The organism is Rhodopseudomonas sp. P2A-2r (assembly GCF_026015985.1).
Taxonomy (GTDB): domain Bacteria; phylum Pseudomonadota; class Alphaproteobacteria; order Rhizobiales; family Xanthobacteraceae; genus Tardiphaga.
Genome location: NZ_CP110389.1, coordinates 2,219,323 through 2,243,173, shown reverse-complemented (window position 1 = coordinate 2,243,173; position 23,851 = coordinate 2,219,323). Strand labels below are relative to the sequence as shown.

The following is a 23,851-nucleotide window of genomic DNA, read 5'->3' as shown; positions in this document are numbered from 1 at the left end:
TCCTCACGCCGCCTGGCTGGTGGTTTGGTTGGTCTGTTCCTTCAGCGAGGCAATCAGGCCCGGCCGGTCGAACTTCGCGACGTAGTCGTTGAGGCCGGCCTGACGGCCGCGCTCGATCGCCGCGGGCGAGATCATGGAGGACAGCGCGATGATCGGCGTGCTGGCCATCTTCTGGTCCGCGCGAATAGCTTCGGCAAACTCGAAGCCGTTCATGTCGGGCATTTCGATGTCGGTCAGGATGGCATCGAATTCCTGGCCGGAGCGCAGCACGACGAGGCCTTCCTGAGCGTTGATCGCGACACGAACCTTGTAGCCCGCCGCCTTGAGGACCGGCGCCAGCATGTTGCGGAAGAATGCGGAGTCATCGACCAGCAGGATCGACTGCGTGGTGGCGAAGTCCTTCATTTCCTTGCGCGTGAACCAGTCGGCGAAGGCCATCGGCAGGAAGTGGCCGACGTCGATCACCTCTGTCGCCTGCCCCTTGATGACGGCGGAACCGAGAATGCCGGGCTGCGCGCCCGCCACCTCGATGTTGAGGCGTTCCTCGACGATGTCGATGATCTCGTCGACCACCAGACCCATCGAGCGCTGCTCGTCGGCGAACACCAGGATCGGCTGCGTGCCGACCGTGTTGATGACGACGCCGTCCATCTGCACCAGCGGCATCAGCTGATCGCGGTACTGCACCATGTAGCGGCCGTTCGACGTTTCGATCTTGTCGGCGGCAATTTCCTCGAGGCGCGTGACGAGTGCCAGCGGCACCGACTTCGGCTGCGACGATCCCGCACGGAAGACCAGCAGCGAGGTCAGCTGCTCGGACGCGTTGGGATGCTTGGAGGCGTTCTCGTTGGAGATCTCGGTCACCGCCGAACCCGCCGCGCCCAGTTCCTGAGCGATGCCATTGGGATCGATGATCATGATCACCGCGCCGTCGCCGAGGATGGTGTTGCCGGAGAACATGCCGATATGCCGCAACTTGGTCGACATCGGCTTGACGACGATTTCCTCGGTGTGGAACACGCCGTCGACGACGATGCCGAAGGTCTGGTTGCCGACCTGCGTCACCACGATGAAGCCGTTTTCGGGATCCGAATTGGTGCCGTCATCGATGCCGAGCAGCTTCTTCAGATGCATCAGCGGCAGCAACTTGTTGCGCAGGCGGAGCACCGGAGTGTCCTTGATGCGCTCGATGCGATGCTCGGAATTGGCTCGTGCACGCACCAGTTCGACCACCGCAAGCTGCGGAATGGCGAAGCGGTCGCCGCCGGCTTCGACGATCAGCGCCGAGACGATGGCCAGCGTCAGCGGGATCTTGATGGTGACGCTGGAGCCCTCGCCGGCCACCGACTTGATGTCGATGGTGCCGCCGATCTGGTCGATATTGGTCCGAACCACATCCATGCCGACACCGCGTCCGGAGACGCTGGTGATCGCCGCAGCGGTGGAGAAGCCCGGTGCGAAGATGAATTTGTGGATCTGCGATTCCGACATCTTCTCGATGTCTGCCTCGGAGGCGAGACCGTTCGAGATCGCCTTGGCCTTGATGCGATCGGTATCGAGACCGCGGCCGTTGTCGGCGATGCAGATGATGATGTGACCGCCTTCGTGATAGGCGGACAGACGAATGGTACCCTGCTCAGGCTTGTCGGCCTTGAGGCGCTCGGCCGGGGTTTCGAGGCCGTGATCGGCGGAGTTGCGCACCATGTGCGTCAACGGATCCTTGATCAGGTCGAGCACCTGGCGATCGAGCTCGGTATCGGCGCCGTGCATTTCGAGTTCGATCTGCTTGCCGAGTTCGCCGGCCAGATCGCGCACGATGCGCGGCAGCTTCTGCCATGCGTTGCCGATCGGCTGCATGCGCGTCTTCATCACGCCGTCCTGGAGTTCGGCGGTGACGGTCGACAGCCGCTGCAGCGGCACCTTGAATTCAGTGTCCTCGTGACGACGGCTGATTTCCAGCAGCTGGTTGCGGGTCAGCACCAGCTCGGACACCATGGTCATCAGGTGTTCGAGCGTATCGACGTTGACGCGGATCGACTGGTTGGCAACCTTGTCGCTTTCCGCGGGATGATCGAGCTCGACCACGCTCTTCTTGACGACAGGCTTGGCTGCGGGCTTCGGCGCTTCCTTGGGGGCCTCGACGGGCGCGGCCTGTTCGACGGGAGCGATCGGCGGAGCCACTTCAATCGCCGTTTCCTGGAAGGCGCGCTCAAGTTCATCCAGCGATACTTCGCCGGGGCGCAATTCTCGTTCCAGGGTCGGTACCACCAGCGGGGCGGATTCGACGGCGACTGGCGCGATCGGTGGTGCTGCAGTCATCGATGCCATGCCCTTCTCGACCATATGATGAAGTTCGTCGATCAGGTCCTGATCGACACCCTCGGGCTCGGCCTCAGTGGCTTCGAGCTGACCGAGAATTTCCTTGATGCGGTCGATGGTGGTGAGGATCAGCGTCACCGCCTCGCCGGTCACCGGCATTCCGTCGCGGAATTTGCCCATCAGCGTCTCGGCGGCATGCGCCAAGGCTTCGAGGCGCGGCAGACCGAGGAACCCGCAGGTCCCCTTGATGGTGTGAACCAGCCTGAAAATATTATCCAATATTTTCGCGTTGTTCGGGTCCTGCTCAAATCGGACCAATTGATTGTCGACGGTATCCAGACTTTCGTTGGTTTCCGTCAAAAATTCGCGCAGAAGATCATCCATGAAATTGGCCTTCGGACTCGCGGACGTACGACTTCGTTACGCCTTTCGGAGTGGGGCCAGTCTCTAGGCAAAGCGTTTAATATTGGTTGAGCAATCGGAAATAACGCTCCGATCGAATGGGATATTGCGCCGCAGGTCGGTACTTACGGGTGAGTACGGGGCATTACCTACACGCTTCGTTAACCCTGCGGGGCCGTCTCCGGGATCGAAGCCGTAATGACCACTGCGTCGCCGTCGGCGGCGAGGGCCACGGTGAGGCCGCAGGACTGCGCCAACAGCCGCGTATAATAGGGCTGCACCGCGTGGGCGTCGATCGCGCCGGCATGGTCGGCCTTCAGCAGTTCGACAATGTTGAGCGGCAGCCGGGCATTGTGGCCGTTCGCCTTGACGCGGAAGCCGATCACTTCGCCCTCGCCGACCTGGTCCACCGTCAGCACGCCGCCGCGCGGAATCGTCTGTTGGGCGATCACCAGCATGTTGAGCAGCAGCTTGACCTTGTTCTTCGGAAGGTAGGCGCGCGGCGGATTCCATTCGATCTTGGTCTTGGCGTCTTCAAGATGACCGCGTGCCATTTTCTCCGCATCGCCGAGATCGATCTGGGCGCCAGCGGAGCCCGCGGCGCCGAAGGCAAGCCGGCAGAACTGCAGCCGGGCCGACGCGGTCTTGGCGCTCTTGCGGATCAAATCGAGGGCGAATTCGCGGTCGTCCGGCTTGGGATTGTCGTCAAGCACTTCGAGCCCGTTGACGATGGCGCCGACCGGGCTGATCAAATCGTGGCAGACCCGCGAACACAGCAAGGCGGCCAGTTCGAGCGCATCGGGAGCCAGACCGGGAAGAGTTGTGCCAGACATGGGATATGCTCCTGGGTGGCCGCACAACATGAACGGCGAATCAAGCAATTGATTTACGGTAGATACACTGCGGGCGCTGGCGCGGCCACCCGGACCGGGCCGAATGGGAGCGCCAACGCAGCCGATCGACTGCGGCGGACGAGGCTTTTCGATGACCGATGGACGTTCCACAAGCCCGGCGATTGATCGCGCATCGGCAGCGGCGCTGATGGGGCCCCTGACCGATCTGGTGGCCCGCGCGGGCGCCGCCATCCTCGCGGTCGACCGCGGTACCATGGCAGTGGACGGCAAGGCCGACGGCTCGCCTGTCACCGAAGCCGATCTGGCCGCCGACCGGATCATTGCCGACGGGCTGGCGCAGCTGGCGCCCGGTATCCCGGCTTTGTCCGAGGAACGCGCCGATGCGGCGACGCCATCCTATGCCGGCAGTTTCTTTCTGATCGATCCGCTTGACGGCACCAAGGAGTTCGTCGGCGGTCGCGAGGAGTTCACCGTCAACATCGCTCTGCTGCAGGACGGCGTGCCGCTGCTCGGCATTGTCGGCGCCCCGGCCCTGGGCCTGATCTGGCGCGGCCTGGTGGGCGTGGGGGCGGAACGCGTCGCGGTGGCGCCGGACCTGTCGATTCACAGCGTCACGGCCATCCACACCAGCGCAGCCCCCGCCGCTGGCGCGCCATGGATCGCCGCCGTCAGTCGCTCCCACGGCGACAGCCGCACCGAGGCCTTCATCGCCGCGCGCCCCGGCGCGGTGCGCAAAGAACTGGGCTCGGCCGTCAAGTTCTGCCGGATCGCCGAAGGCGGCGCCGACATCTATCCGCGGCTGGCGCCGACCTGCGAATGGGATGTGGCGGCCGGCCATGCTGTCGTGGTGGCAGCCGGCGGCATCGTGACCGATGGCCACGGCGCACCGATCCGCTTCGGCGGGGCCTGCAAGGGCTATATCGTGCCGGAATTCATCGCCTGGGGCGATCCCGCCGCCGCGCGCGCCTGAGTACGGCGAATCGCCTTTACGGCAGATCCTTCTGCACCTCGTCCCAGCCTTTGCGGGCTTCCTTCAGGATATCGGCGGGCGCCGCGGCGAAGGCATCGCGGGTCTGCTCGCGGCCGAACAGATAGAGCCTGTTGCCGCTGATCAGCCAGAACTGCGGATTGCCGGGAAACGCCACCCCGCGCGCCACGTCCACCGGATCGTAGCCGCCGAACTGCGGGCCGTAGACCTCGGGATTGGCCGCAAAGAAAGCCCGGTTACCCTCGTTGCAGAACCGCCAGACCACCCCGCCCTGCATCAATTCCATGTCGGGATCGCCCTGCCGCGGGCGGCCGTCGGTAAAATAGGCCACCGGGTCGAAGCCGCTGATGGCCAGGCCGCTGAAGCGGTTGGCGACCACCCGCGCGGTGGGACCGGCCAGCGCATCGACGGCGCCGCAGCTCAACAGCAGCGCGATCAAGGCGATTCCGCGGCGCCAGCCCGTCAATTCCCGCCGTTGTGCCGTCATAGTTGGAACCGATAGTATGTTTGTCGGGGACGATGGCGTAGCTCTAGACCATGCTGGTCAGCAACCGGTTAAGGCGCGCCACCATTTATTTGATCCAGGGGTTCTTTCATGACCGTCGCATCACGCCTGGCAGCGCTCGTTGTCGCTGCGATGACGTTTGGCTTGCTGCCGGCCGCTGCGCAGCAACAGCCGCCGCAGCAGCAGCAGGCAGCTCCCGGCACGTACGGGCCGGACGAGCTGGTCGGTGCCGGGCACCGCTTCTTCGGTAACGTGTCGCGCGGCCTCGCCTCGGTGATCGAGCGCGCGGTCAGCCAATGGGGCCTGCCGAACGGCTATATCCTCGGCGAAGAAGGGTCCGGCGCCATCGCCGTCGGACTGCGTTACGGCGAAGGCACACTCTATACCAAGAATGCCGGCGATCTCCGCGTGTACTGGCAGGGTCCGTCGGTGGGCTTCGACTGGGGCGGCGACGGCGCCCGCACCATGACGCTGGTCTACAACCTGCCCGCCACCAACGCGATCTACCAGCGCTTCGGCGGCATCGACGGCTCTGCCTACATCATCGGCGGCTTCGGCATGACGGCGCTCACCGCCAACAACATCGTGCTGGTGCCGATCCGTTCCGGCCTCGGCCTGCGGCTGGGGGCCAATATCGGCTACCTCAAGTTCACCCCCAGCGCGACCTGGAACCCGTTCTGACCGCCGCGGCCGCCCGGCCGCCGGTAAAGGTTAACGAGGCGTGAAGCTGGCCTTCCCGGAAGCCGCCATGGCATGGTAGCCACTGGATTTTTCTCGGGGAGTATCAGCCATGATTGAGCCGATCATGTATCTGGCGATCGGTTTTCTGGTCTCCATGCTGTTCGGGCTGATGGTCGTACCGCTGGTGCATAACCGCGCGGTGCGGCTCACCACCCGTCGCCTCGAGGCCGCCACGCCGCTGTCCATGGCCGAAATCCAGGCCGACAAGGACCAGCTGCGCGCCGAATTCGCCATGTCGGCGCGGCGGCTGGAGATGAGCGTCGACCAGCTCAAGCACAAGACCACCAACCAGCTCGCCGAACTCGGCAAGAAATCCGACGCCATTAACCGCATGAAGCTCGAGCTCGGCGAAAAGAACGCCGCCATCTATGCGCTGGAAGCCCGCGAGACCGCGGTCAAGGAGCAGCTGGCGCGTACCGAGACCGACTTCGCCGTCAAGACCGACTCGCTGCGATCGGCCGAACAGGCCCTCGCCGACAAGCAGGCCGAGCTGGCCCGGCTGACCCACGAATTGTCCGACCGCTCGCTGCTGGCCGACAGCCGCCAGATCGAACTGGTGGCGGTGCACGCCCAGATCGATGCGCTGAAGAACCGTGTCGACGACGCCGAGAAGGAATTCGCCGCCACCCAGCACCGGCTCGAACTGCAGCGCGGCGAATCCGACACCGCGACCCGCGAACTGACGGAAGCCCGCGGCCGGGTCGAGAACCTCAGCCAGCGCGTCACCGACCTCGACGGCCAGCTGATGATCCAGGTCAGGGAGGCCGAACTGCTCGGCGGCCGCGTCGCCGAGCTCGAGGCGCAGCTTGCCACCCAGTCGAAGGCGCTGGCCGACCGCGAATTCGAGAACAGCCAGTTGCGCCAAGCCAACGAGGCCGCCGAACAGATCGCGCAGGACCTGCGCGTTGAACTGGCGGCGCTGAACGGCGGCGGCAAGTCGCCGGTGGCCGACCGGCTGCGCGCCGAGAAGGCCGACCTCGAGCAGCAACTGCGCTTCGCCCAGGAGGCGCGCAGCAAATTGCAGCGCGAGTTCAATGCCGTTCAGCAGCAGGCCGAAAGCGCCTGGGCCACCGAGCGCGTCGAAAACGCGCTGCTGCGCGAGCGCATCAACGACATCGCCGCCGAAGTCGCCAAGCTGGCCATGACCCTGGAAGGGCCGAACTCGCCCATCGAGGCCATCCTGGCTGCCGAGCCGGCGAAGGCGCAGCGGAATGGCAACGGTGCCAACGCCGGCGGCACCCTCGCCGACCGCATCCGCGCGCTGCAGTCACACGCCTCCCGCGCCCCGCAGCCGGGCTAGCCGCAAGCTCGCCGGTCACGGCGCTGCCGATCCTGATTCGAATGTCAAACAGCCAAGTGCTCTCGTTCTCGCGGCGCCGATGGCGTCCGAGGTGTGAGCAGTCCTCCCCTCGGACATGAGGGGAGCGGCGCGCCGGCAGACGCGGTTGTGGTGGTTGGGACGCGATCCACGCCGCCGTCACAACGGCGAAGCGGGTCGCGGCGCCTGCCGGCGCGCCACCGCTGGGTTTATGGCGAGGGGACCGTGCTTCCGGGCTGGCACGTGAACTCCCTTTGGAAGCCACTCCGGCGGGATTTCGCCCGCCTTTCGCCATCCGCGTCCAGCCACTCAAGGCAGAGCCCCCGTAGTAGGGCCCGGACGGTGACCCCAGCCTCCCGGGATGCGCTTGCGAGGCGCATGCGCGGGACACCGCATCCTCCTCCACTCTCAAGACGCCTCATGACAGCGCCCCTCGTCGAGCAGGACGAGAGGACTATAAGTCTTATATAGGATTTTTGTCAATATCAACATTGAAGAAATTTGCGCCGTGCTCGTGCGCCGCCGCTCCCGTTTCCCGGACGCGCTGCGGCCTCGCGAAGCAAAGCTTCGCTGGGATGCGCAGCATCGCATGCTGCTGCGCAGATCCGCGATCCCGGTACACCTTATTCAAGCGTGGGCCCCTGGTCTGCGACGCACCACGCCGCCCGCGATGCTGCGCATCGCCGGCCGCGCGCTGCATCGCGCCCGGGGAACGAGACCTGCCGCCCAGCCGGTTTGTCGACCGCCGCGCCACGAAACCCGTCCCATTTCCCGCGTCAGGGTTGACACCCCCACCCCGACTCCGTAAATCCCGCTCACGTCTGCACCGCCGGGGCCGATCCGCCCCGACACCTTCCGTGCACGATGTCCCGGGCGCATAGCTCAGCGGGAGAGCGTTCCCTTCACACGGGAGAGGTCCAAGGTTCGATCCCTTGTGCGCCCACCATCAAAGCCCTTGAAAAAATTAATTAATTCAGCCTCTCTGGCATGCCAGAGAGGACTAAAGTGCTTTGAAGGGTAGAACAGACCGGGGATATCCGTGCATATCCGTGCAAAATCCGTGCACGAACTACACAAAGGTTCTGCCCGTGTTCTCGATGGCAAGGCCGTCAACGGCCGGAACCGAAGCCCCGATACTGCTTGAGTCGGCATGTCATGGCGTGCGTATTTCGCTGACCCAGTGCCGCTCCCCGAAGGGGCAGCTTGCGCACGCTGCACGACGCCCGCGACTTCATCCTGAAGCTTCCGAAGGCCACCGCCGACAAGAAGGAATGGCAGGCGGCCATCGAGACCTTGCTGCTCGCCGCCAACGGCGGGCCGGTGGACTTTGCGCGAATCGGTCTGATGCAGGCGCTTCATCCCAAGGGCGAACCGGCCTACCGCTCCCGGTCGAAAGAGCCGGTCTGGCGGAATCGCCACAGGCTGGTGCGGGATCGCTAGGAGCGTTTAGCGACTAATGGTCTGGCCCGTTCCCTCATTCATCGATAAGTTGCGCCCCAAATGGGGCGCCAAGCATTGCTTATTAAATTTTCGGCTTTGGCTATCGTATTGTTCTGTCTGTCCTCGTCAGCGAGGGCAGCCGGTATTCAGCTTCTCAATGCCGACCCCAGCATGTCAGGTGCGATCTGGTATCCTTGCGCCGGGAAGCCAGAAAAAATCGCACTCGGCAACCTCTCAATGGCTGAAGATTTTGGTTTGATGGGCGTGAAGGATTGCCCCGTAACAAGAGCCAAGCTGCCGCTAATCATCATTTCGCACGGTCGTGGCGGCTGGTTTGGCGCTCACCATGATACTGCGGAGGCTTTGGCTGACGCCGGATTTGTCGTAGCGGCGATCAACCATCCGGGGGACAACGGGAGCGACCCCTCGCAGACTGACAAGATGTCCCTTTGGGCCTCACGTCCAACGGACATGGTGCATCTGCTAGATTTTCTGTTGCGAGATTGGAAGGACAAGGCTGTCATCAACGCTGACCGAGTTGGCCTGTTCGGCTTTTCTTTGGGCGGTTACACCGGGCTGGTGCTCTCGGGTGCTCATGCGGATTTCCTCAGGCTGGCCTTGTTTTGCAAAGAGACGGAGAAAGGAGAGAACTGCGAGCGGGCGCGCCGCGGCGATGTCCCAGCAAGCCCGCAATCTGATCCGCGCATCAAGGTCGCGGTCTTAGCGGACACCGCGATGTCATTCGCCTTCACCCCCGAAGGCCTCAGCGGCGTCCATATTCCAATACAGATCTGGCGTTCCGAGCTTGGTGGCAATGGTGTCAGCGCAAAGGGCACCGCGCTCACTGCGAGCCAGCTACCGGGCCAGCCCGACATTCGCATAGTGCCAGCGGGGCACTTCGCATTTCTTGCGCCCTGCCAGCCAAAACTCGCCACGGCCATACCGCGCATTTGCACCGACATGCCACCGGGTTTCGATAGGGCAGCCTTCCACCGCGATTTCAACGCGAGCGTCGAGCGGTTTTTCCATCAACGTCTCATTGCCGATGGCGAAACTCGATAGGTTCGCCATCGCTAGACAAAGAGACCCGCTCGGGTCGCCCCGGCGGGTCACTGATCGATGGAATGGTCGCGCGTCTCTTCCACCCCAAGGGCGGCGGGATCGCATCGTGGGCCTGCGCAAGGGTCTCTAGCCACGCTGCGACGCTGGCCGGGATATCCGCCTGACCGCCCGCCCATCGGCGGATCAGCCTGTCGTCGCATTCGAGGATCGTGGCAAGGCCCCGCTGCGTCCACCGCAGCGAGGCCAAGCATTCGTGAAAGCGTTCCGGGGTCATGTGACCCACTTCATAAATGCAGCGGTCGCCCCGACCAACGTCGCGCCTGCGATCATGCCGATGATCACAAGCGCCCCGCCAGACGGGCCATTGTCGCGTGTCTCTGCGACAAACTTACGAGTTTCTTCCTGCATCCGCTCGATCCGGGCGACTTGCTCTTCACGGTTCATCATGCCGAGCTGAAATCCCTACCGCACGCGGCCGAGCATAATTCGCCCGACGTGTCCGCAATTTGCGGACATTTTAATCTGCCGTCAACGAGGAAATGGCCTCTCTTAAAGATATGGCCACGCGGTTGACCAATGTCGCCCAGAGGCGGCACCTCCAAGAATCGAGGCTGGGGCGACAGGCGCCCGGTGGAGGCGCGGGTGGGGTCCGCAGGGCCAGAATGCTCCAGCCGGCAGGTTGTCACTGTCACCCTGCCCCCGCCTCGCGGCCGCCCATTTCGTCGCCGCCAAGCCCGTTTCTTCAAAGGAGACTCAAATGGGCTCCTCAACGCCGCGCATGCGCATCAATGTCCACCTATCGCTCAGCAGGACCCATCAGCATGTCGCATGAGAATCTCTCCGAATTGAAAAACGAGCATTGGTTGGCAGACTTCACTGGAAAGTCAGAAAAGACACTCGCGCGGTGGCGCCGGTTGAATATTGGGCCGCGACACGTTCGCGTAGGTACTAGCCCGCGTTATTCACTCGACGACATTGCTGAGTGGATCAACCAAGCAAAATCCTAACAACGAAAAACCCGCCAAGCGTTGCCACGCTGGCGGGTCAATAAAGGAATAGCGAAGTGCAAGCACGATACCCCAACCTTACCGAAAAGCAGGCTCGTTCCAATATCCCCTATCCGACCATTACCCGTGACCACATGTTGGCAGCGGCACGTCGGCACGCGCGACTTCTCAAGACTGTACCGCTCTGCGACTATGAGATGCGCTTCTTCGAAGATGGCAGCGTATTCTTTCGCAATGTCATCCAGTCTGGATTGGAAAACCGTTTCACGCTTGTTCAGATCCAAGAAAAGTCGCGCTACTTCTGGCTGAGTCCGCACCGCGATCTTTGGCAGCACGTCTTTTGGATGTGGGGCTAACGGGTGACGCTTTCCAACGGATCTATCTTCGCCGCGCTCCATGAGCGCGGCCACAGCCCCCTGCCGATTTCACGGCGTCTGTATCCCTCCGACCCGAAGGCTTTCGGCAAGGCTCCAGGCATCTATGGCGGCGTTGCCCCCGAGACGGGGAGGCTCGATGGTTTCTTCTGAAGGGGTGGCAGACTCACTGTGTTGAGCGCGTTACCATCCATCGCGCCCGTGCGTGGGGCCGCATGGTGGACAGCCAGGGCGGGGGCCTCGGGGTAGCCTGCGGTTATAACGACCTGATTGGCATCGACATTGACGAAGAGGCACTGATCCGACCGCTGCAGGCCGTCTTGCCATCGATCGTGGTGGCGAAGCGGGGCCGCAAAGGTCTGACCGCGTTCTATCGCGGGGAGCATCCGCGCAGCGATATCGCTTGGTGGCAGAAGAAGAATTATCCCGGCCTGCTCGACTTCCTTGCGAACGGGTCGCAGTCCGTTCTGCCCCTTCGATCCATCCTGACACCGACAAGCCGTATGAGTGGACTACCCCTCGCACGTTGCTCGACACTCCCGTCAATGAGCTTCCGGCGTTCACGGACGAACACCGCGCCAATATGGAGGAAGTCCTTCGCGCACACGGTTGGGACGTTCCTGAGCCCGCGCAGCTGCGTTCTGAAGCTATTGAGTGGCCGGCCCGATCTATCGCCGGCACTTTAAGCAACGACGATTTCAGCCGGGCCTGTATTGCCGGGCGCGACGCCTATTTGAGGCATCTCGGTCTGGCAAAGCTGAGGCGGGTTCCCGGTGGCTGGCGTGCAATTGCTAGCTTTCGCCAGTCAGGCAGCGGTACGGCAGAACATAAGCGGGGACTAAGTCTGTCGATCCGCGACGGTGGAGCCATTGTCGATCACGGCACCGGGGAAGGCTTCAACGACATCACGCTCGTTGCGCGGTGCTTATTCAACGCGGACAATGGTCAGGCATTCGCCTGGCTGCGCAATACGCTCGGTATTCAAGACGGCCCGCAGATCTCGGTTAAACCGAGTCGCCAGAATAACCGCGTCAGTCTCAAGGATGCGGCGGCCCGCCTTGAGCGGGTTATGGATGATTTTGACGCAGCCGTGCAAAACGGCATCGCGATTCGGAATCGGGAGCGGCTTAAGCGGTCCCTGATAGTTCCGAAGCATCAGGTGATCCGCGTTCGCTCTGAAGCTGGTGTTGGGAAGTCCGCCATTGCCAAGGCCCGCTGCGCAGCGCAGGCGACGCTTGGCCGTCGTATGATCTATGTCGTCCCCAATCATCAGCTCGCGGCCGAAGTTATGGCAGATTTTTCTTCTCACGGCGTAAAGGCCAAAGTCTATCGCGGCTATGAGCAAGCTGACCCCGCTAACCCCGCCTATCAAATGTGCCGCAACACCCCGGCTTACGAATCCGCGCGTGCGCTTGGCGTCAGCAGCCGCTCCGAGATTTGTGAACGCCGGATCGACGGCAAGAGCGTGCGATGCCCATATGCCAAGGAATGCGGCATGGAGCGCCAGCGGGAGCTTAAGCCGCAAGTCTGGATCATTACGTCCGCGATGCTCTTCATCAAGCGCCCGGACTTCATCGTTGAGCCCGATGGCATTGTGATCGACGAGTCGTTCATTGATGGAGCCATCGGCGAGACGGCTGAGATCGACATGACCGCGCTGCTCAGGTTCAAGGTCGAAGGATGCACGCCGGATGAAGCGGATGCGGTCGATTTGTGGCGTGCCCGGCTTGCCGTTGCGGTCAAAGCCAATTGCGATGGTCCGTTGTCACGTTCCGCCCTGACCGCTCAAGGGATCGCAGCGGAGGAAGCTTCAAACGTTAGCTATCTGGAACGCCGCCGGCTTTTTGCGCATCTGCTGCGGCCGGACATGAAGGAAGGCGAGATCAGAACCATTTCCCGCCGTCACGCTAAGGCGAATGCAATGGCCCGTGCTGCCACGATCCTGTGGCAGGAGGTGGAAGCCTTCCTTGCTGAAGGTGACTATCCGGACATTTACGGCGACCGCAGGCTGTCGGGCCGCCTTACGGTGGCAGGCAACAAGGTTTCTGTGACGCCGTTGCGAACTGTCCATCAGGATTGGCGTGCCTGCCCGACGTTGGTCCTCGACGCCACCGCGCCACCGGCAAAGCTGTTGATGGCAGCGCTCGGCGAGATCGACGTTCCTGGCCTGACGACGCTGATCACCAGCGAACCGGACCTTGCCGCCAAGTGGTCGCCGCATGTCCACGTGCGCCAGATCATTCACGCGCCTATCACTATGGGCAAGCTTGGTCTGGCAGGGACGCCCAAGCCGCAGAATGTGAAAGCCATCTTACGCTACATCAAGCAACGTGCTGCGCTTTCCGCACCTGCTGAGATTGGCTTGATCACCTATAAGGGGATGCTGGAGCAGCTCGCGGGACAACTTCCCAGCAATGTCGTTACTCTGCATTTCGGAAATCTCGCCGGAATGAATAATATGCAGGCTGTCGTTGGTCTGATCGTGGTCGGACGTCCCCGCCCGCCCAAGGCCGTGATTGAAGCCGCCGCGTCAGTCCTCGCTGGAATGCCGGTGGCAACCGAAGGTCCTTTTTACACCCCCAGACCGGCGGTATTCAGCTTTCGGATGGTTCCATCTTCGGCGTTGCCAATGAGCGGCACATCCATTCCTTTGTGGAGGCAATCCGCTGGCGGAAGACGGAGGGGAGCTTGAGCAGGCAATTGGCCGCATCCGCCCCCATCGCCGGGCTAAGCCATGCTGGCTGGATATCGTCAGTGATGTGGCCCTGCCCGTGACGGTGCATGAGGTGCTGAAGTGGGACGACGCGGCACCCGGGGCAGAGGCCGACATGATGACGACAGGTATCGTGCTTGGAAGCAGCCGGGATGCAATGGGTGCGTTCGGGGTCTCGAAGCGTGACGCAGAGGCAGTATCCCAAACTGCCCTCAAAACTCTATATAGTAACTTAAAGAGTTTTGGGGGCAGTTTCCCGACCCGTGAGTTCACCTATCGGGTATTGGGAAGACGGGGACCGGCAGGAAACGGTCATTACCTCCCCGGCGTAGTCCTCGGCGGTGAACGGGCCGTGCGCGAGACGTTGGAAGGGAAGCTTGGGCCGCTTTCGATGCTGGAAATCGAACGAGTGAAAGTTAAGGACAGCCGTTACGCGCAGGCGATCCTGGCTCGCATTGGGCGGGACAACACCGCTCACCTCGAAAGCATCGGGCGAGCCGCCAACGACGACCAAGTCAATACGGACGAAGCGGCCGGAGGCAAGATCAACTGAGCCAGTGGCCCCTACGGTGGACAGCCGTACACGGATAGATCTGCCGAGCGGCCGGCTCGCGAGAGTCTGCTATGCCCCGGAAGCTGACATCTTGCCGCGTAGAAGCCCAATTCTGCTATGTGCCAATAGGCGACATCGCATCTGTGTCTTGAAATGCAAGAGGCCGCCAACTGAGGCGGCCTCACAAATGTGAAGGTGGTCACCGTTAATCGTTGACGGCTTTCTTGACCGCGTCCTTGAAGCCGCCGACCGCATTCTGAATCTTGCCCGCGACTTGCTGCGTCTTGCCTTCGGTTTCGAGCTTGGCGTCACCGGTCACTTTGCCCGCGACCTCCTTCACCTTGCCCTTGGCCTGCTCCACGGAGCCTTCGATTCGATCTTTGTTCATGTGTTTCTCTCCTTGCTTGCTTCATCCCCTCAACAAAGGGACTATTATAACGATCACTATGAGCGGCCAAAGAACAGCCACAACAGAATGATCACCGGTATCGGCACGCCCAGCAGCCAAAGCAGAACCCCTCGTCCCATGTCAGCCTCCATGATTTCTTATGCATGGAGAACGCAAAAGGTAATGATTGGTTCCAGTACGCGGAGTCGAAAACCTCTCACCAATGTCCGGTGTTGGGCATCGACGTCCACGGCTCTGCGGGCGGTTTCGGCTGGCCCTTCTGCAACAGCTCGATCGAATGCAGATCGGGCGAGCGCACAAACGCCATCGATCCGTCGCGCTGCGGCCGGTTGAGCTAATGCGGCAGTGTAGCTGCCTACACTCGACACAGGGAAGACGAAGGGGACGATCCAACCAAATATCTTTGGAGGTTGCCGATGACCGAATTGGGTCATTCGCGTCACTCTGGCTATGCGCCGATCTTCCCGGTCTACCCTCAACTCCGGACATGCCGCTGCACCGCAGTAATCGACGCTTTGTGCCAGTTTCGGAAGTGATCGGGACCTGAGCGGTGTCGCAAAACGACGATTGACCGAGAGTTGAAGAGAGGTTGTCACAACCGCGGCGGCGCTAAATCGTGCATCGTGGATTGGCACGAGTTAATGCCGGCGGCCAATTTGTCGATTTCTTGGAAGCAAATTGTCTGTCCGTTCGGGTAAAACATGCGACATGGAGGCCTATGCGCACGACGTCCGCCGATAAGGGACACAACCCGGCGCAGCTGGCACGTCCCGCACAGTGTCCGACCGGATAGCGGACATGCCGCGAAATCGGTTGCCAAAACCGCCAACTAGCACACAACAGAATTTCTGCAGATCAAAACTTTAACGCGTGTCGGATAATGATTCAATAAACGGTCAATGGTTTGAGATACGAGGGTGCAGGAAATGGCTATCCCCAATATGTCCGACGAGCAAATGCGCATGGCGCTGAAAGAGATCGGACAAGCCTCTTACAATCACGAACAGTGGGCGGAAATGCTTTACGGCACCTTGATCTGCCGCTTGGCGCCGGATCAGCGGGATACCAGCGGCGATGCTCACCACATGTGCCGATTTGGTCAATGGTATTATAAGTCCGGGATTGTCGCGTTTGAACACCATCCCGGCTTTGCGGAGCTCGGCATTGAGCATGAACACATGCATCAATATGCGGCGCATCTTCTGCAATCGTGCACGGACGGTGTGCCGGTTCCGATTGAGGACTACGAACGCTTCGTGACCGCGCTGAAACGCATGCGGTTGGAACTCGCGACAGTTCAGCGCGAACTCGAAGATGCGCTCTTCGATCTCGATCCGTTGACCGGAACGCCGAGCCGCGCCGGAATGCTGACCAAGCTCCGCGAGCAACACGAATTGGTAAAGCGCAGGGTGCACGGGTGTGCCGTTGCGATGATGGATTTGGATCTCTTCAAGTCCGTCAACGACAAGCATGGGCACGCCGTCGGAGACAAGGTATTGATCGGCGTTGCGCGCTACGTCATGGCGCACCTGCGTCCCTATGATAAGCTATTTCGCTACGGTGGAGAGGAGTTTCTGATTTGTTTACCGGATATCGACTTGCAGAAAGGCCACGACATCATTGATCGGTTGCGGGAGGAACTTGGGTCATTGTCACATGAGGCGGATAGCAAGGGAATATTTCACGTCACCGCCTCGTTCGGGCTGACTCTTTTGGATCCGGACATACCCGTGGAACAGTCCATCGACCGCGCCGACAAGGCCCTCTATGTTTCCAAGGCGATGGGGGAAACCGCGCCATTATCTGGAATGGGTCAATGACGGGGTGACCGGCCGAGCTTGAAGGATCGGCTCGACGAGGTTGCCGGTGACGGGCGGGGATAGATCTCAAAGATGCACATTTCGACTGTTTCAATAATTCCCGTCGTGGATGTGCCAATCCGCTGTCGTGCGGCCTGATGCCTGCTTTGGGTCAATAGCTCCGTTTTGACGCCCTGCCACCCACTTCCGGTCAACGCCGAACAACGAACATTGTCCGGCCGCTCCGGCATGTCGCAAAGGTGCCAGGATCGGAAGTCGCGATTCATAGTCGATATCGAGACGCCCGTACGGCGCTACTACAGACCCAATCGCAAGGCCGGTTAGTCATTGTATACGAGGATGCTTTGGCAGAGATCGAGCTGGCTAATTCGTTCTCGGCGGCCAACGCCGGGCCGCCAACCAGCCCACCAGAGGCGCGCCAAAGGCCAGGCACCACATGAATTGTGCAACGAATGGAGCGACGGCGGCCATCACCGTTGCGAACACGAGTGCGAAGACCGGAAAGACCGCGATTGCCAGCAACTCGGAATTGCGGCGACCTCGCAGCGCCAGAACCCATAGCAGCGCGTTCAAGCCGGCAATGACTGTCAGATGGAAGCCGTCGCTTACTGCGACGACGCTATCGAGCCGATACACGCCGTAAAGTCCATTCGTCACCGGAAGCATGACAATCGATAACAGGAAGATCAGATTGAGGAAGACTTCGCCGCGGCTGCCTTCCGGCGCGAAGGTGAGTCGCCGATGATGGCTGAGCCAAAACACGCCGGCCACGATAAAACTGATCATCAGCGCGATGATAGGTTGTGCGTAGGCACGGACAAGGTCTATCCAGGCCGGCGCGTTCGCGAACCTGCTGGCCTTCGGCAGATCGTAGGCGAGCAGCGTCATCGCAACACCGAAGATGGTGTTGCTCAACGCCTCCAATCGACGCATTTCGAAAAGACCGATCTGCTTCAACCTCGCTCCCCCTTCAAAGCTGCCGGACACGAGACCCAGCCATGCTTTCAGCTGTGGGATTGTCGGACATAGATTGCCCCTTGTGGGCAAAGTAACCGGCCCATCACAGCCACTCCTTTGATTCCATAGGTCGCGAAGCTCTTGGAATGATCATCAAAGCACGTTGGTTGTGATTGGGATAGGCCGCTATGTCCGAGTTGGGTCATTCGCCACCGGGCCGAACCGGCAACGAGCAAGGCCATGCCGGTTCTTGGGTTGAAAGCGGACGTAATTAAGAACGTCAAAGACACCGCGCGCGCTCATCCAAGCGAGCACGAATGCGACGGCGCTGGGTCGCCCGTGCAATCACGACGCACTGGCGCGCGACCGTCGCAGAGACGCGCCCGGTAGACGTTGCGGCAGCCAGCGGGCCTTCCATAGAAAATAGGTTCTGCGAACGGGGTGCGGCATGCGGATGACGTCCGACCCTGCCGTTACTCTAGATATAAGCTAAAAAAGATGGGTTTCTGTTGTTCATATCCGCGGGCGTTCCCCGCTCAAGTCGGACAGAGCTTCAGCTTCAAGCCGTCGGCTATGCGTTGGATGGCTGCTAAGCACCGATCCATCGGGTGAAAGGCGCGCCTCTCGGCGGCTGTGCACCGTGGTGCGGCCCTGCACGCCTAACCGGCCTGAAGTGCCCAAGGGGGATAAACACTGCTGTAGGATAACTCTATCGGCCATCAACACAACGCACCCTCTCGTTTACCGTGTCCCACTGACTCTGGCTTTCTCCACATTAGGCTGCCATATCTGCTCCCATTTACCGGTTAGCGCAGCGGAAAGCTTATCGGCTATCCTTTCTAGATGTAGCGGATTGGTGACGATCCCTCCGATGGGCACAGCGTGTGCACCGACCGGGACGTGGGCATTGACGAACGCGAAGATGTCGGGAACAAGAAGTATTTCGAGATTTGCGGGTAAATGCCCCTGAGGGAGCAACGCCCCCTATCGAAGACCCGTTTGTGATTCAGACGGATTGCCTTGGGTGTCGCACGTGGCATTAAAAGATGCGTGCTTACCGACAGTCGGCCTGCATTGCGGAGAGCTTGGCGAAGCTGCAGGAGGGTCTCTGCAACGCGGATGCTCCGGCCCCAAGCTGAGCCCCCTGGTCGTAACCATAGCAGCTCGACGGCGCTGGAACTGGCTTCCAGCTTTGCGACAACCTCGAGCGCCTTCGCTAAGTTCTGTGGGAGATATGCTGCGCCGAGCGTCGGCTTGAAAAGCGGGTCAATTCCCTCGTAAGTTCCCAACGTGTCAATCCATGCAGACGGGCTACTCGAATCTTGGAATAATGAAGCTAGGCGCGCATCGCCAGTCAGCCGCTCGAACTCGCTGGCAATAGATGTGGCCGAATCGGGTCCATGGGCAGCTTGCCAAGCCTCATTCGCCGCCACCGTCAATTTTTGAAAAGTCTGCGCTGCGTCTGCAGCTCTCGGAAAGATTGGCCTGACACTCATTCTTTCCATATCAAGCACAAGCTCTGCTGACATAACTTGGTAACCGTAAGTTCCTCCTTCTACGTCGGATATCGAGTAAAGATTTACCCCGTCAGGATCCGGAAATCGTCTTACGTGTCGAGCATAGTCCCGGAAGTTTTCCTCAAAGGCTTCCCGAGCAAATGCCTCCGGCAATTCACGAACGCTCTGCATTTCGGCGAGCTTTACTAGATAGTCAACATTTCTCGAACGAGAACTTGGGACCATGCTGCGGCTAACTAGATCGAACCACACGTCACCAACCAAAGGGGCGACCTCGACCACATGAGGAACTCTGCTGTCACCCGCATTGCGAAATAGGTCGCGCCCAGCAGCTGCCAGTGCAACGTCATCGCCGTCGAACTCGATAAGTCTGCGTCGGCCCATATCAACGAGCACGGTCTCCATTTCTGCAGCACTAAACCCGAACCAAGCTCGCATTCTTGATACCGAGATCCGATCTAGTGACGCCAGCAACCGCAGGACAAACTCGTCAACAACGGGGAGCTGCTTATCTCGACTTATCGTCGCTCTGATGGTGAAGCGACGGCAAGCGATCTGAAAATCGGCCGCGTCCACTTGTAGTCGGCTCGACGCGTTGCTCACTTCCTGATCTCCTTTTCGGAACAAATCCGACCATCTTGGTCACTCATATTCTTGATCTTGGTCAAAACGCTCCGCATGGGGGAATGGCACTTCGAACTCGACCACATTTTAACGTTGCCAACTATGTAAAGTCGCTCTTTCGCGCGTGAGAGCGCGACATTGCAGCGGTTCTCCCGACCGACATGCCCGGGCAGCTTATCATCATTAGTTCGAACGAGCGTGACGATGACTATTGAGTTCTCTTTCCCTTGATATGCGTCCACAGTATCAATGGTAACGATTTTGCGAAACGCTTCCGAAAACGGTTGCTGGGACCACTCTCGTTCGATTCGCCGCTTCTGTTCGCTGTACATGCAGATGACGCCAATTGACGGATCATTTCGGTTATAAAGCTCTTGGGTCAGATCGTGTTCACGCGAAAAACGGTGCAACAACGAAATTACCGCGCTAACCTCTGCATCGTTCCAAATGTCCTTGCCATCATTGCGGGTCTTTTCATCAGAATCAGCCAGTTCTGACGTATCGAGCCAAACTAGCGGAGTAGCTAAAACTCCCGATAGTTTTTCGAATGCGACGTCTGCAATGCGATCCTTCGAGGGCGTCAAGCTAACGCCATGAGGAGCGTAAAAAGTATCAGACACCAAATTGCTGATCACAGGCGTCATCCGATATTGCTCATCCAAAACCAGCGCATTTTTCTTGCCGTAAGGCGATTCGAAAGCCCGTTCAAAATCGGACCTTGCTAATAAATTCCAATGCCCTTTGAACTCATCGCGAAGACCTTCTTGAACGGCGCGATCGACCATCGGCCTCAGCTGACGTTGATCTCCTACGAGGACTACGCGGCGACCCAACTGAAGTGGAACGGCAAGTTCACCGCTCGTACATCTCGCCGCCTCATCGACGATTACCCAATCGAATGTTCCTTCTTCTAACCTTATTTGAGATTGCCCCAAGCCGACGCAGGTGCCCGCCACGACCCGACGGGTTTTGGCAAGAAATTCGTCGAAGTTTCTACGACCCGAAACGAGAGTATCGTTCCACTCTTTCGCAAGAGCGATTAGGCGCCTTACTATGACAAGGTCACCCGGACTTACCTTTGCGTGCCGCACAAGAGTTGCAGAATATACTTCTTCCAGTGCGGCTGATATCCCGTCGACATCAACCTCAATTGTTCGATCAAGTATACGAGAGGCCTCTCGAGAAAATGCCTTGGTAAGCGTTCGGAGACGGCCTTCGGATCGACGATGCTCCTCTTGAGCTACGTTAGATTCTAAAGCCAACAGAGCCAGTTCGATCGTACGTTGAATGCTTCCAAGGCGCTGATCGACATCGACAATATCATGAACGAAGGTTCTGGGTATTCCAGCAGCGCCTGCAGCGTGAGCCACTCGGGTTTTCAACCCATTTTGGAAGCGAAGTCTGTATCTCTCTCTGAGAGAGCGGGCTTGGTAGGGGCGGACGCGCTCAGTTGCTCCCCGCGAACCGACCCGCAATAGGTCCGCGTGCCCGCCGTGGGCACGGTACGTCTTCAAAACTTCTTCAAGTCCGTTGTTTACGGCTTCATGAGATTGGCTTGCGATGAGCACTCGGCGAGCGCCACCTTCTGTAAGTAGCCAATGAGCGAACGAGGCGATAAACTTAGTCTTACCGGAGCCAGGCGGGCCTTGCAGCATTCCGACGGGGCCACTTTGAAGCAAAGCATGAAAGGCCACTCTTTGGCCTTCATTGAGCTTGTACGCTTCGAGGCGGGCTTCTGAGACCCTCAGATCGTACTTTATGGAGGGCGCAACCACTGCTGAATCGAAATAGTCGATCAGACCAGGAATGACCCCAGAGCGACGCGTGATGCGTTCTACCGCTCTGCGACGCCTCTCCTTAGAAACTCGATCACGTCGATCAATGAGTGCGACGGTATCACCTTCAGTGATTGGGAACCGTTGATCGCGGATTGCAAGTCGGCGACTGTCGCACCCGGAAACATCAAGGTGGCCAATACGTCGGCCCTGAATCCCTCCCTGTCGTACCTCAACGATATCCTCGTCTTCGAACTCCAGTGGTTGAGGCGTCTCGTACTCATAAACAGCTGAATTGCCCGCGTCGGCAAGGCGGCGATCTAGGCGTACTTGCAGAACCGTATCTTCTTCAATCTCGGCCGAGCGCAGCCACATCCTCGATATGTCGAGCCGCTGGTCTTTTAATCTCGCTATGCCGACCTCAATTTCGGGATCAGTTTCCTCTTCGTTCTCATCTTTTTCATCGTCCTTTTCTCCCTCCCAATCTGGTAGTTCTTCGCTCAACCCAGAGATTATTCCGTCGGGAATTATTACTATACTCCGCAGATGTCCACCAAGCTCCCGCCATCCCCCTAAAGGTCCTCGTTCCACCGAAATTTGCATTGGTAAACGAATGCCCTGCCCAAGATCAGCCAAGCGTGCGTCCAACAACTCAATGCCGTCGATCTCGTCAGGTCCCATTCGCAGCAAGATGCGCGCGTTTAGGCCGGTGATCCAATAGACCTCGATGCCATCGGCATTGCGATATGCCTTTATCCAGACGTGGCCTTCGTCGGTTACTAGAGAAACAGCGCGCAGGTCAGGCGAGGATACGGTGAATGCAAGCGCCGAAGGAGCATTGAGTTGTCGACGCTGACGTTCAATCGCCTCAGTCAACGGGTTTAATGTTTCGATCGAGTGACGATCTAGTTCAATGGATGCGGCTTCAGCGAGTACCGATAGGCTCGGCATGGACGCGCGATCAATGCAGTACACAACCATGCGACATACTGCGAAGCGGTCGATCTGCTGGTCTGTTCGGCGCTCATGATCCTGAGGTGCCCAAGCAGGACTACGCACTCGACCTTCGCCGACCGGAGAGACATCTATTAGATCAATTAAAACTATAGTGTTGTTGATGACTAGCACGTTATCGGGATGCAGGTCGCCATGAGCGAACCCACTGGCATGAAGAGCATCAACGACGGTTGAAAGACTCGCCAATACACTGAGAAGCGCCGCTTCGTCGGCTGGCTTGTATGTGCTGAGAGTTGCTCCGTCGATCCAACTTGTAACAACGAATGGCCCAACCGGTGATAGCCCGCTGTCTAGAACCGGAGCTATACCGGGTAGAGGAACCGCCTTCAAAGAAGCAGCACATTCAAACATTGCGAGTAAGGAATGATCCCGCCGCGCATCACCTCTCAAGATCCCATTCCAAACTTTTACGACGACCTTAGTGTCGTTGCTGAAGCTATCGTATCGGACACAATGCGTCCCATTTACGGGGGCTCCAGATGGCGGGTAAGAGACGTACGGGATTGTGGTTGTCTGATATCCATCCAGCTGTGATTGATCGACTGTTGGGCCTGAAGGGCTTCGAAGCTCTCCGATTGCATCTGTGAAAGCCTGGGCATCAAGGTATCGCTCTCCCGGAGGCTTCAATGCGTTCCCTGCTACCTCTGTCCAGCCGGAAGGAAATGCGGCAATGTCTCCGCCGAGATCCGTCAAGCGGCGCATGAGTACGCCCAAGCTATGGACGTCCCTTTCTTTGCCTGTCGGAGCTACGCTATCCCATTTGGGCTCCGGCTCGGAATACGTACCGAGCACCTCAAGAAAATTGGAAACCGACTGGTCATCAGGGAGCGTAGCTGAAAAGAAGCCCGTTAAGGCAATGTTGGTGGGTGAACCCAACCATATTGCATCGCTGCCAATATCCCGATGCGCAACTCCCTTGCTATGCAACTCTCCAATCATTGAAGCCAATGTGTGGACGATATCGATGCGCTGCTCGCCAAGCAGTTCCTCGCCATTGCGCTCGATATAACGTCGCAAAGTGGTCCAACCGGGCGGCACGGAAAGCAGTTGGTGATGTTCGGTCAAAACTTCGTCGGGTGGCGTTCCTACCTCTCTAAGAATCCCTCGTTCAGCCATCCAGCTACCTTGGTCTCCCAAGTAAGCAACAGTTTTGACTTCCCTATCTGCAATCAATCGTCTTCCGCCTGGCTCATTCAGCCCCACCGGAAGTTTGTCGAACCGCCAAAGTCGGAGGAGCCCTTTTACCCGCTCCTCCCTGTTTAGTTGAGCACGGTGCTCCCGCCAGATATCCCCGCGATGAACGTAAAAGTCTTCTTCCGTGACGGCATATCCGTCCCAATTCATTTTAAGCGGTTGAAAATAGGATCCGTTGCCAAATAACTTCTCAAAATCCTTGACCAACATATTAGGTCGAGTGACCGTCATGTTCACTGGTCCAAGCAGGCGATTCCTTTCG

The 23,851-nt window shown here is 59.5% G+C and carries 18 protein-coding genes, 1 tRNA gene and 2 pseudogenes; 12 read left to right on the top strand and 9 right to left on the bottom strand.

Annotated elements, in window-relative coordinates:
• Nucleotides 1–3 precede the first annotated feature (3 nt).
• A complete protein-coding gene (locus ONR75_RS10470; protein WP_265082524.1) occupies nt 4–2,703 on the bottom strand; it encodes a chemotaxis protein CheW in 2,700 nt (899 codons plus the stop codon).
• Nucleotides 2,704–2,882: 179 nt separating this feature from the next.
• Entirely contained in the window at nt 2,883–3,554 is a 672-nt protein-coding gene (gene chpT, locus ONR75_RS10465; protein ID WP_265082523.1) for a histidine phosphotransferase ChpT, read from the bottom strand.
• 151 nt (nt 3,555–3,705) lie between these two features.
• On the opposite strand from chpT, the gene ONR75_RS10460 reads away from it, so the two are divergent.
• A complete protein-coding gene (locus ONR75_RS10460) occupies nt 3,706–4,545 on the top strand; it encodes a 3'(2'),5'-bisphosphate nucleotidase CysQ (protein WP_265082522.1) in 840 nt (279 codons plus the stop codon).
• Nucleotides 4,546–4,561: 16 nt separating this feature from the next.
• On the opposite strand, the gene ONR75_RS10455 is transcribed toward ONR75_RS10460, so the two are convergent.
• The gene (locus tag ONR75_RS10455; RefSeq protein WP_265082521.1) at nt 4,562–5,050 is read right to left on the bottom strand and encodes a YHS domain-containing (seleno)protein; all 489 of its coding nucleotides are present in this window, start codon (nt 5,048–5,050) and stop codon (nt 4,562–4,564) included.
• A 108-nt stretch (nt 5,051–5,158) separates the two neighbouring features.
• Here ONR75_RS10455 and ONR75_RS10450 point away from each other — a divergent pair, with 108 nt between their 5' ends.
• From ONR75_RS10450 to ONR75_RS10430, 5 genes are all read left to right on the top strand, one after another.
• On the top strand, nt 5,159–5,749 hold the full coding sequence (locus ONR75_RS10450) for a DUF1134 domain-containing protein (protein WP_265082520.1): 591 nt from the start codon (nt 5,159–5,161) through the stop codon (nt 5,747–5,749).
• Nucleotides 5,750–5,858: 109 nt separating this feature from the next.
• Nucleotides 5,859–7,109 (top strand): hypothetical protein, encoded by a 1,251-nt coding sequence (locus tag ONR75_RS10445; protein WP_265082519.1) that lies wholly within the window; start codon nt 5,859–5,861, stop codon nt 7,107–7,109.
• A gap of 889 nt (nt 7,110–7,998) precedes the next feature.
• A tRNA-Val gene (locus tag ONR75_RS10440) sits at nt 7,999–8,073 on the top strand.
• Between the two features lie 257 nt (nt 8,074–8,330).
• Nucleotides 8,331–8,567 carry a hypothetical protein gene (locus ONR75_RS10435; RefSeq protein WP_265082518.1) on the top strand — a complete coding sequence of 79 codons (237 nt, stop codon included), beginning with the start codon at nt 8,331–8,333 and terminating at the stop codon, nt 8,565–8,567.
• Nucleotides 8,568–8,627: 60 nt separating this feature from the next.
• On the top strand, nt 8,628–9,629 hold the full coding sequence (locus tag ONR75_RS10430) for an alpha/beta hydrolase family protein (RefSeq protein WP_265082517.1): 1,002 nt from the start codon (nt 8,628–8,630) through the stop codon (nt 9,627–9,629).
• A gap of 270 nt (nt 9,630–9,899) precedes the next feature.
• Here ONR75_RS10430 and ONR75_RS10425 read toward each other — a convergent pair whose 3' ends face one another.
• Nucleotides 9,900–10,076, bottom strand: a complete 177-nt coding sequence (locus ONR75_RS10425) for a hypothetical protein (RefSeq protein ID WP_265082516.1) — start codon at nt 10,074–10,076, stop codon at nt 9,900–9,902.
• A gap of 616 nt (nt 10,077–10,692) precedes the next feature.
• Between ONR75_RS10425 and ONR75_RS10420 the strand changes: the two genes are divergently transcribed.
• The 5 genes and pseudogenes from ONR75_RS10420 (at nt 10,693) to ONR75_RS10405 (ending at nt 14,276) form a co-directional block, all read left to right on the top strand.
• Complete coding sequence (locus ONR75_RS10420; RefSeq protein ID WP_265082515.1) at nt 10,693–10,992, top strand: hypothetical protein; 300 nt, start codon at nt 10,693–10,695, stop codon at nt 10,990–10,992.
• Between the two features lie 3 nt (nt 10,993–10,995).
• Entirely contained in the window at nt 10,996–11,163 is a 168-nt protein-coding gene (locus ONR75_RS10415) for a hypothetical protein (RefSeq protein ID WP_265082514.1), read from the top strand.
• 62 nt (nt 11,164–11,225) lie between these two features.
• Nucleotides 11,226–11,426: pseudogene (locus ONR75_RS32755) on the top strand (hypothetical protein); the annotation flags it as partial.
• A gap of 110 nt (nt 11,427–11,536) precedes the next feature.
• Nucleotides 11,537–13,702, top strand: coding sequence for a hypothetical protein (locus tag ONR75_RS10410; RefSeq protein WP_265082513.1), 2,166 nt, complete (start codon nt 11,537–11,539; stop codon nt 13,700–13,702).
• Nucleotides 13,703–13,769: 67 nt separating this feature from the next.
• Nucleotides 13,770–14,276, top strand: a complete 507-nt coding sequence (locus tag ONR75_RS10405; protein WP_265082512.1) for a hypothetical protein — start codon at nt 13,770–13,772, stop codon at nt 14,274–14,276.
• Nucleotides 14,277–14,481: 205 nt separating this feature from the next.
• On the opposite strand, the gene ONR75_RS10400 is transcribed toward ONR75_RS10405, so the two are convergent.
• On the bottom strand, nt 14,482–14,664 hold the full coding sequence (locus ONR75_RS10400; protein ID WP_265082511.1) for a CsbD family protein: 183 nt from the start codon (nt 14,662–14,664) through the stop codon (nt 14,482–14,484).
• Nucleotides 14,665–14,881: 217 nt separating this feature from the next.
• Nucleotides 14,882–15,019: pseudogene (locus ONR75_RS10395) on the bottom strand (lactoylglutathione lyase); the annotation flags it as partial.
• A gap of 592 nt (nt 15,020–15,611) precedes the next feature.
• Here ONR75_RS10395 and ONR75_RS10390 point away from each other — a divergent pair.
• Nucleotides 15,612–16,505 carry a diguanylate cyclase domain-containing protein gene (locus tag ONR75_RS10390; protein ID WP_265082510.1) on the top strand — a complete coding sequence of 298 codons (894 nt, stop codon included), beginning with the start codon at nt 15,612–15,614 and terminating at the stop codon, nt 16,503–16,505.
• A gap of 363 nt (nt 16,506–16,868) precedes the next feature.
• On the opposite strand, the gene ONR75_RS10385 is transcribed toward ONR75_RS10390, so the two are convergent.
• The 3 genes from ONR75_RS10385 to ONR75_RS10375 form a co-directional block, all read right to left on the bottom strand.
• A complete protein-coding gene (locus tag ONR75_RS10385; protein WP_265083614.1) occupies nt 16,869–17,438 on the bottom strand; it encodes a TMEM175 family protein in 570 nt (189 codons plus the stop codon).
• An 863-nt stretch (nt 17,439–18,301) separates the two neighbouring features.
• Nucleotides 18,302–19,582, bottom strand: coding sequence for a hypothetical protein (locus tag ONR75_RS10380; RefSeq protein ID WP_265082509.1), 1,281 nt, complete (start codon nt 19,580–19,582; stop codon nt 18,302–18,304).
• Nucleotides 19,579–23,820 (bottom strand): AAA domain-containing protein, encoded by a 4,242-nt coding sequence (locus ONR75_RS10375; RefSeq protein WP_265082508.1) that lies wholly within the window; start codon nt 23,818–23,820, stop codon nt 19,579–19,581. The genes ONR75_RS10380 and ONR75_RS10375 overlap by 4 nt, the downstream gene beginning before the upstream one ends.
• Between the last annotated feature and the right edge of the window lie 31 nt (nt 23,821–23,851).

What these genes read in the sequence shown, in the direction of transcription:
- ONR75_RS10470 (WP_265082524.1), bottom strand. Translation starts at nt 2,703, where the DNA reads ATGGATGATCTTCTGCGCGAATTTTTGACGGAAACCAACGAAAGTCTG.
- chpT (WP_265082523.1), bottom strand. Translation starts at nt 3,554, where the DNA reads ATGTCTGGCACAACTCTTCCCGGTCTGGCTCCCGATGCGCTCGAACTG.
- ONR75_RS10460 (WP_265082522.1), top strand. Translation starts at nt 3,706, where the DNA reads ATGACCGATGGACGTTCCACAAGCCCGGCGATTGATCGCGCATCGGCA.
- ONR75_RS10455 (WP_265082521.1), bottom strand. Translation starts at nt 5,050, where the DNA reads ATGACGGCACAACGGCGGGAATTGACGGGCTGGCGCCGCGGAATCGCC.
- ONR75_RS10450 (WP_265082520.1), top strand. Translation starts at nt 5,159, where the DNA reads ATGACCGTCGCATCACGCCTGGCAGCGCTCGTTGTCGCTGCGATGACG.
- ONR75_RS10445 (WP_265082519.1), top strand. Translation starts at nt 5,859, where the DNA reads ATGATTGAGCCGATCATGTATCTGGCGATCGGTTTTCTGGTCTCCATG.
- ONR75_RS10430 (WP_265082517.1), top strand. Translation starts at nt 8,628, where the DNA reads ATGGGGCGCCAAGCATTGCTTATTAAATTTTCGGCTTTGGCTATCGTA.
- ONR75_RS10425 (WP_265082516.1), bottom strand. Translation starts at nt 10,076, where the DNA reads ATGATGAACCGTGAAGAGCAAGTCGCCCGGATCGAGCGGATGCAGGAA.
- ONR75_RS10400 (WP_265082511.1), bottom strand. Translation starts at nt 14,664, where the DNA reads ATGAACAAAGATCGAATCGAAGGCTCCGTGGAGCAGGCCAAGGGCAAG.
- ONR75_RS10390 (WP_265082510.1), top strand. Translation starts at nt 15,612, where the DNA reads ATGGCTATCCCCAATATGTCCGACGAGCAAATGCGCATGGCGCTGAAA.
- ONR75_RS10385 (WP_265083614.1), bottom strand. Translation starts at nt 17,438, where the DNA reads ATGCGTCGATTGGAGGCGTTGAGCAACACCATCTTCGGTGTTGCGATG.
- ONR75_RS10375 (WP_265082508.1), bottom strand. Translation starts at nt 23,820, where the DNA reads ATGACGGTCACTCGACCTAATATGTTGGTCAAGGATTTTGAGAAGTTA.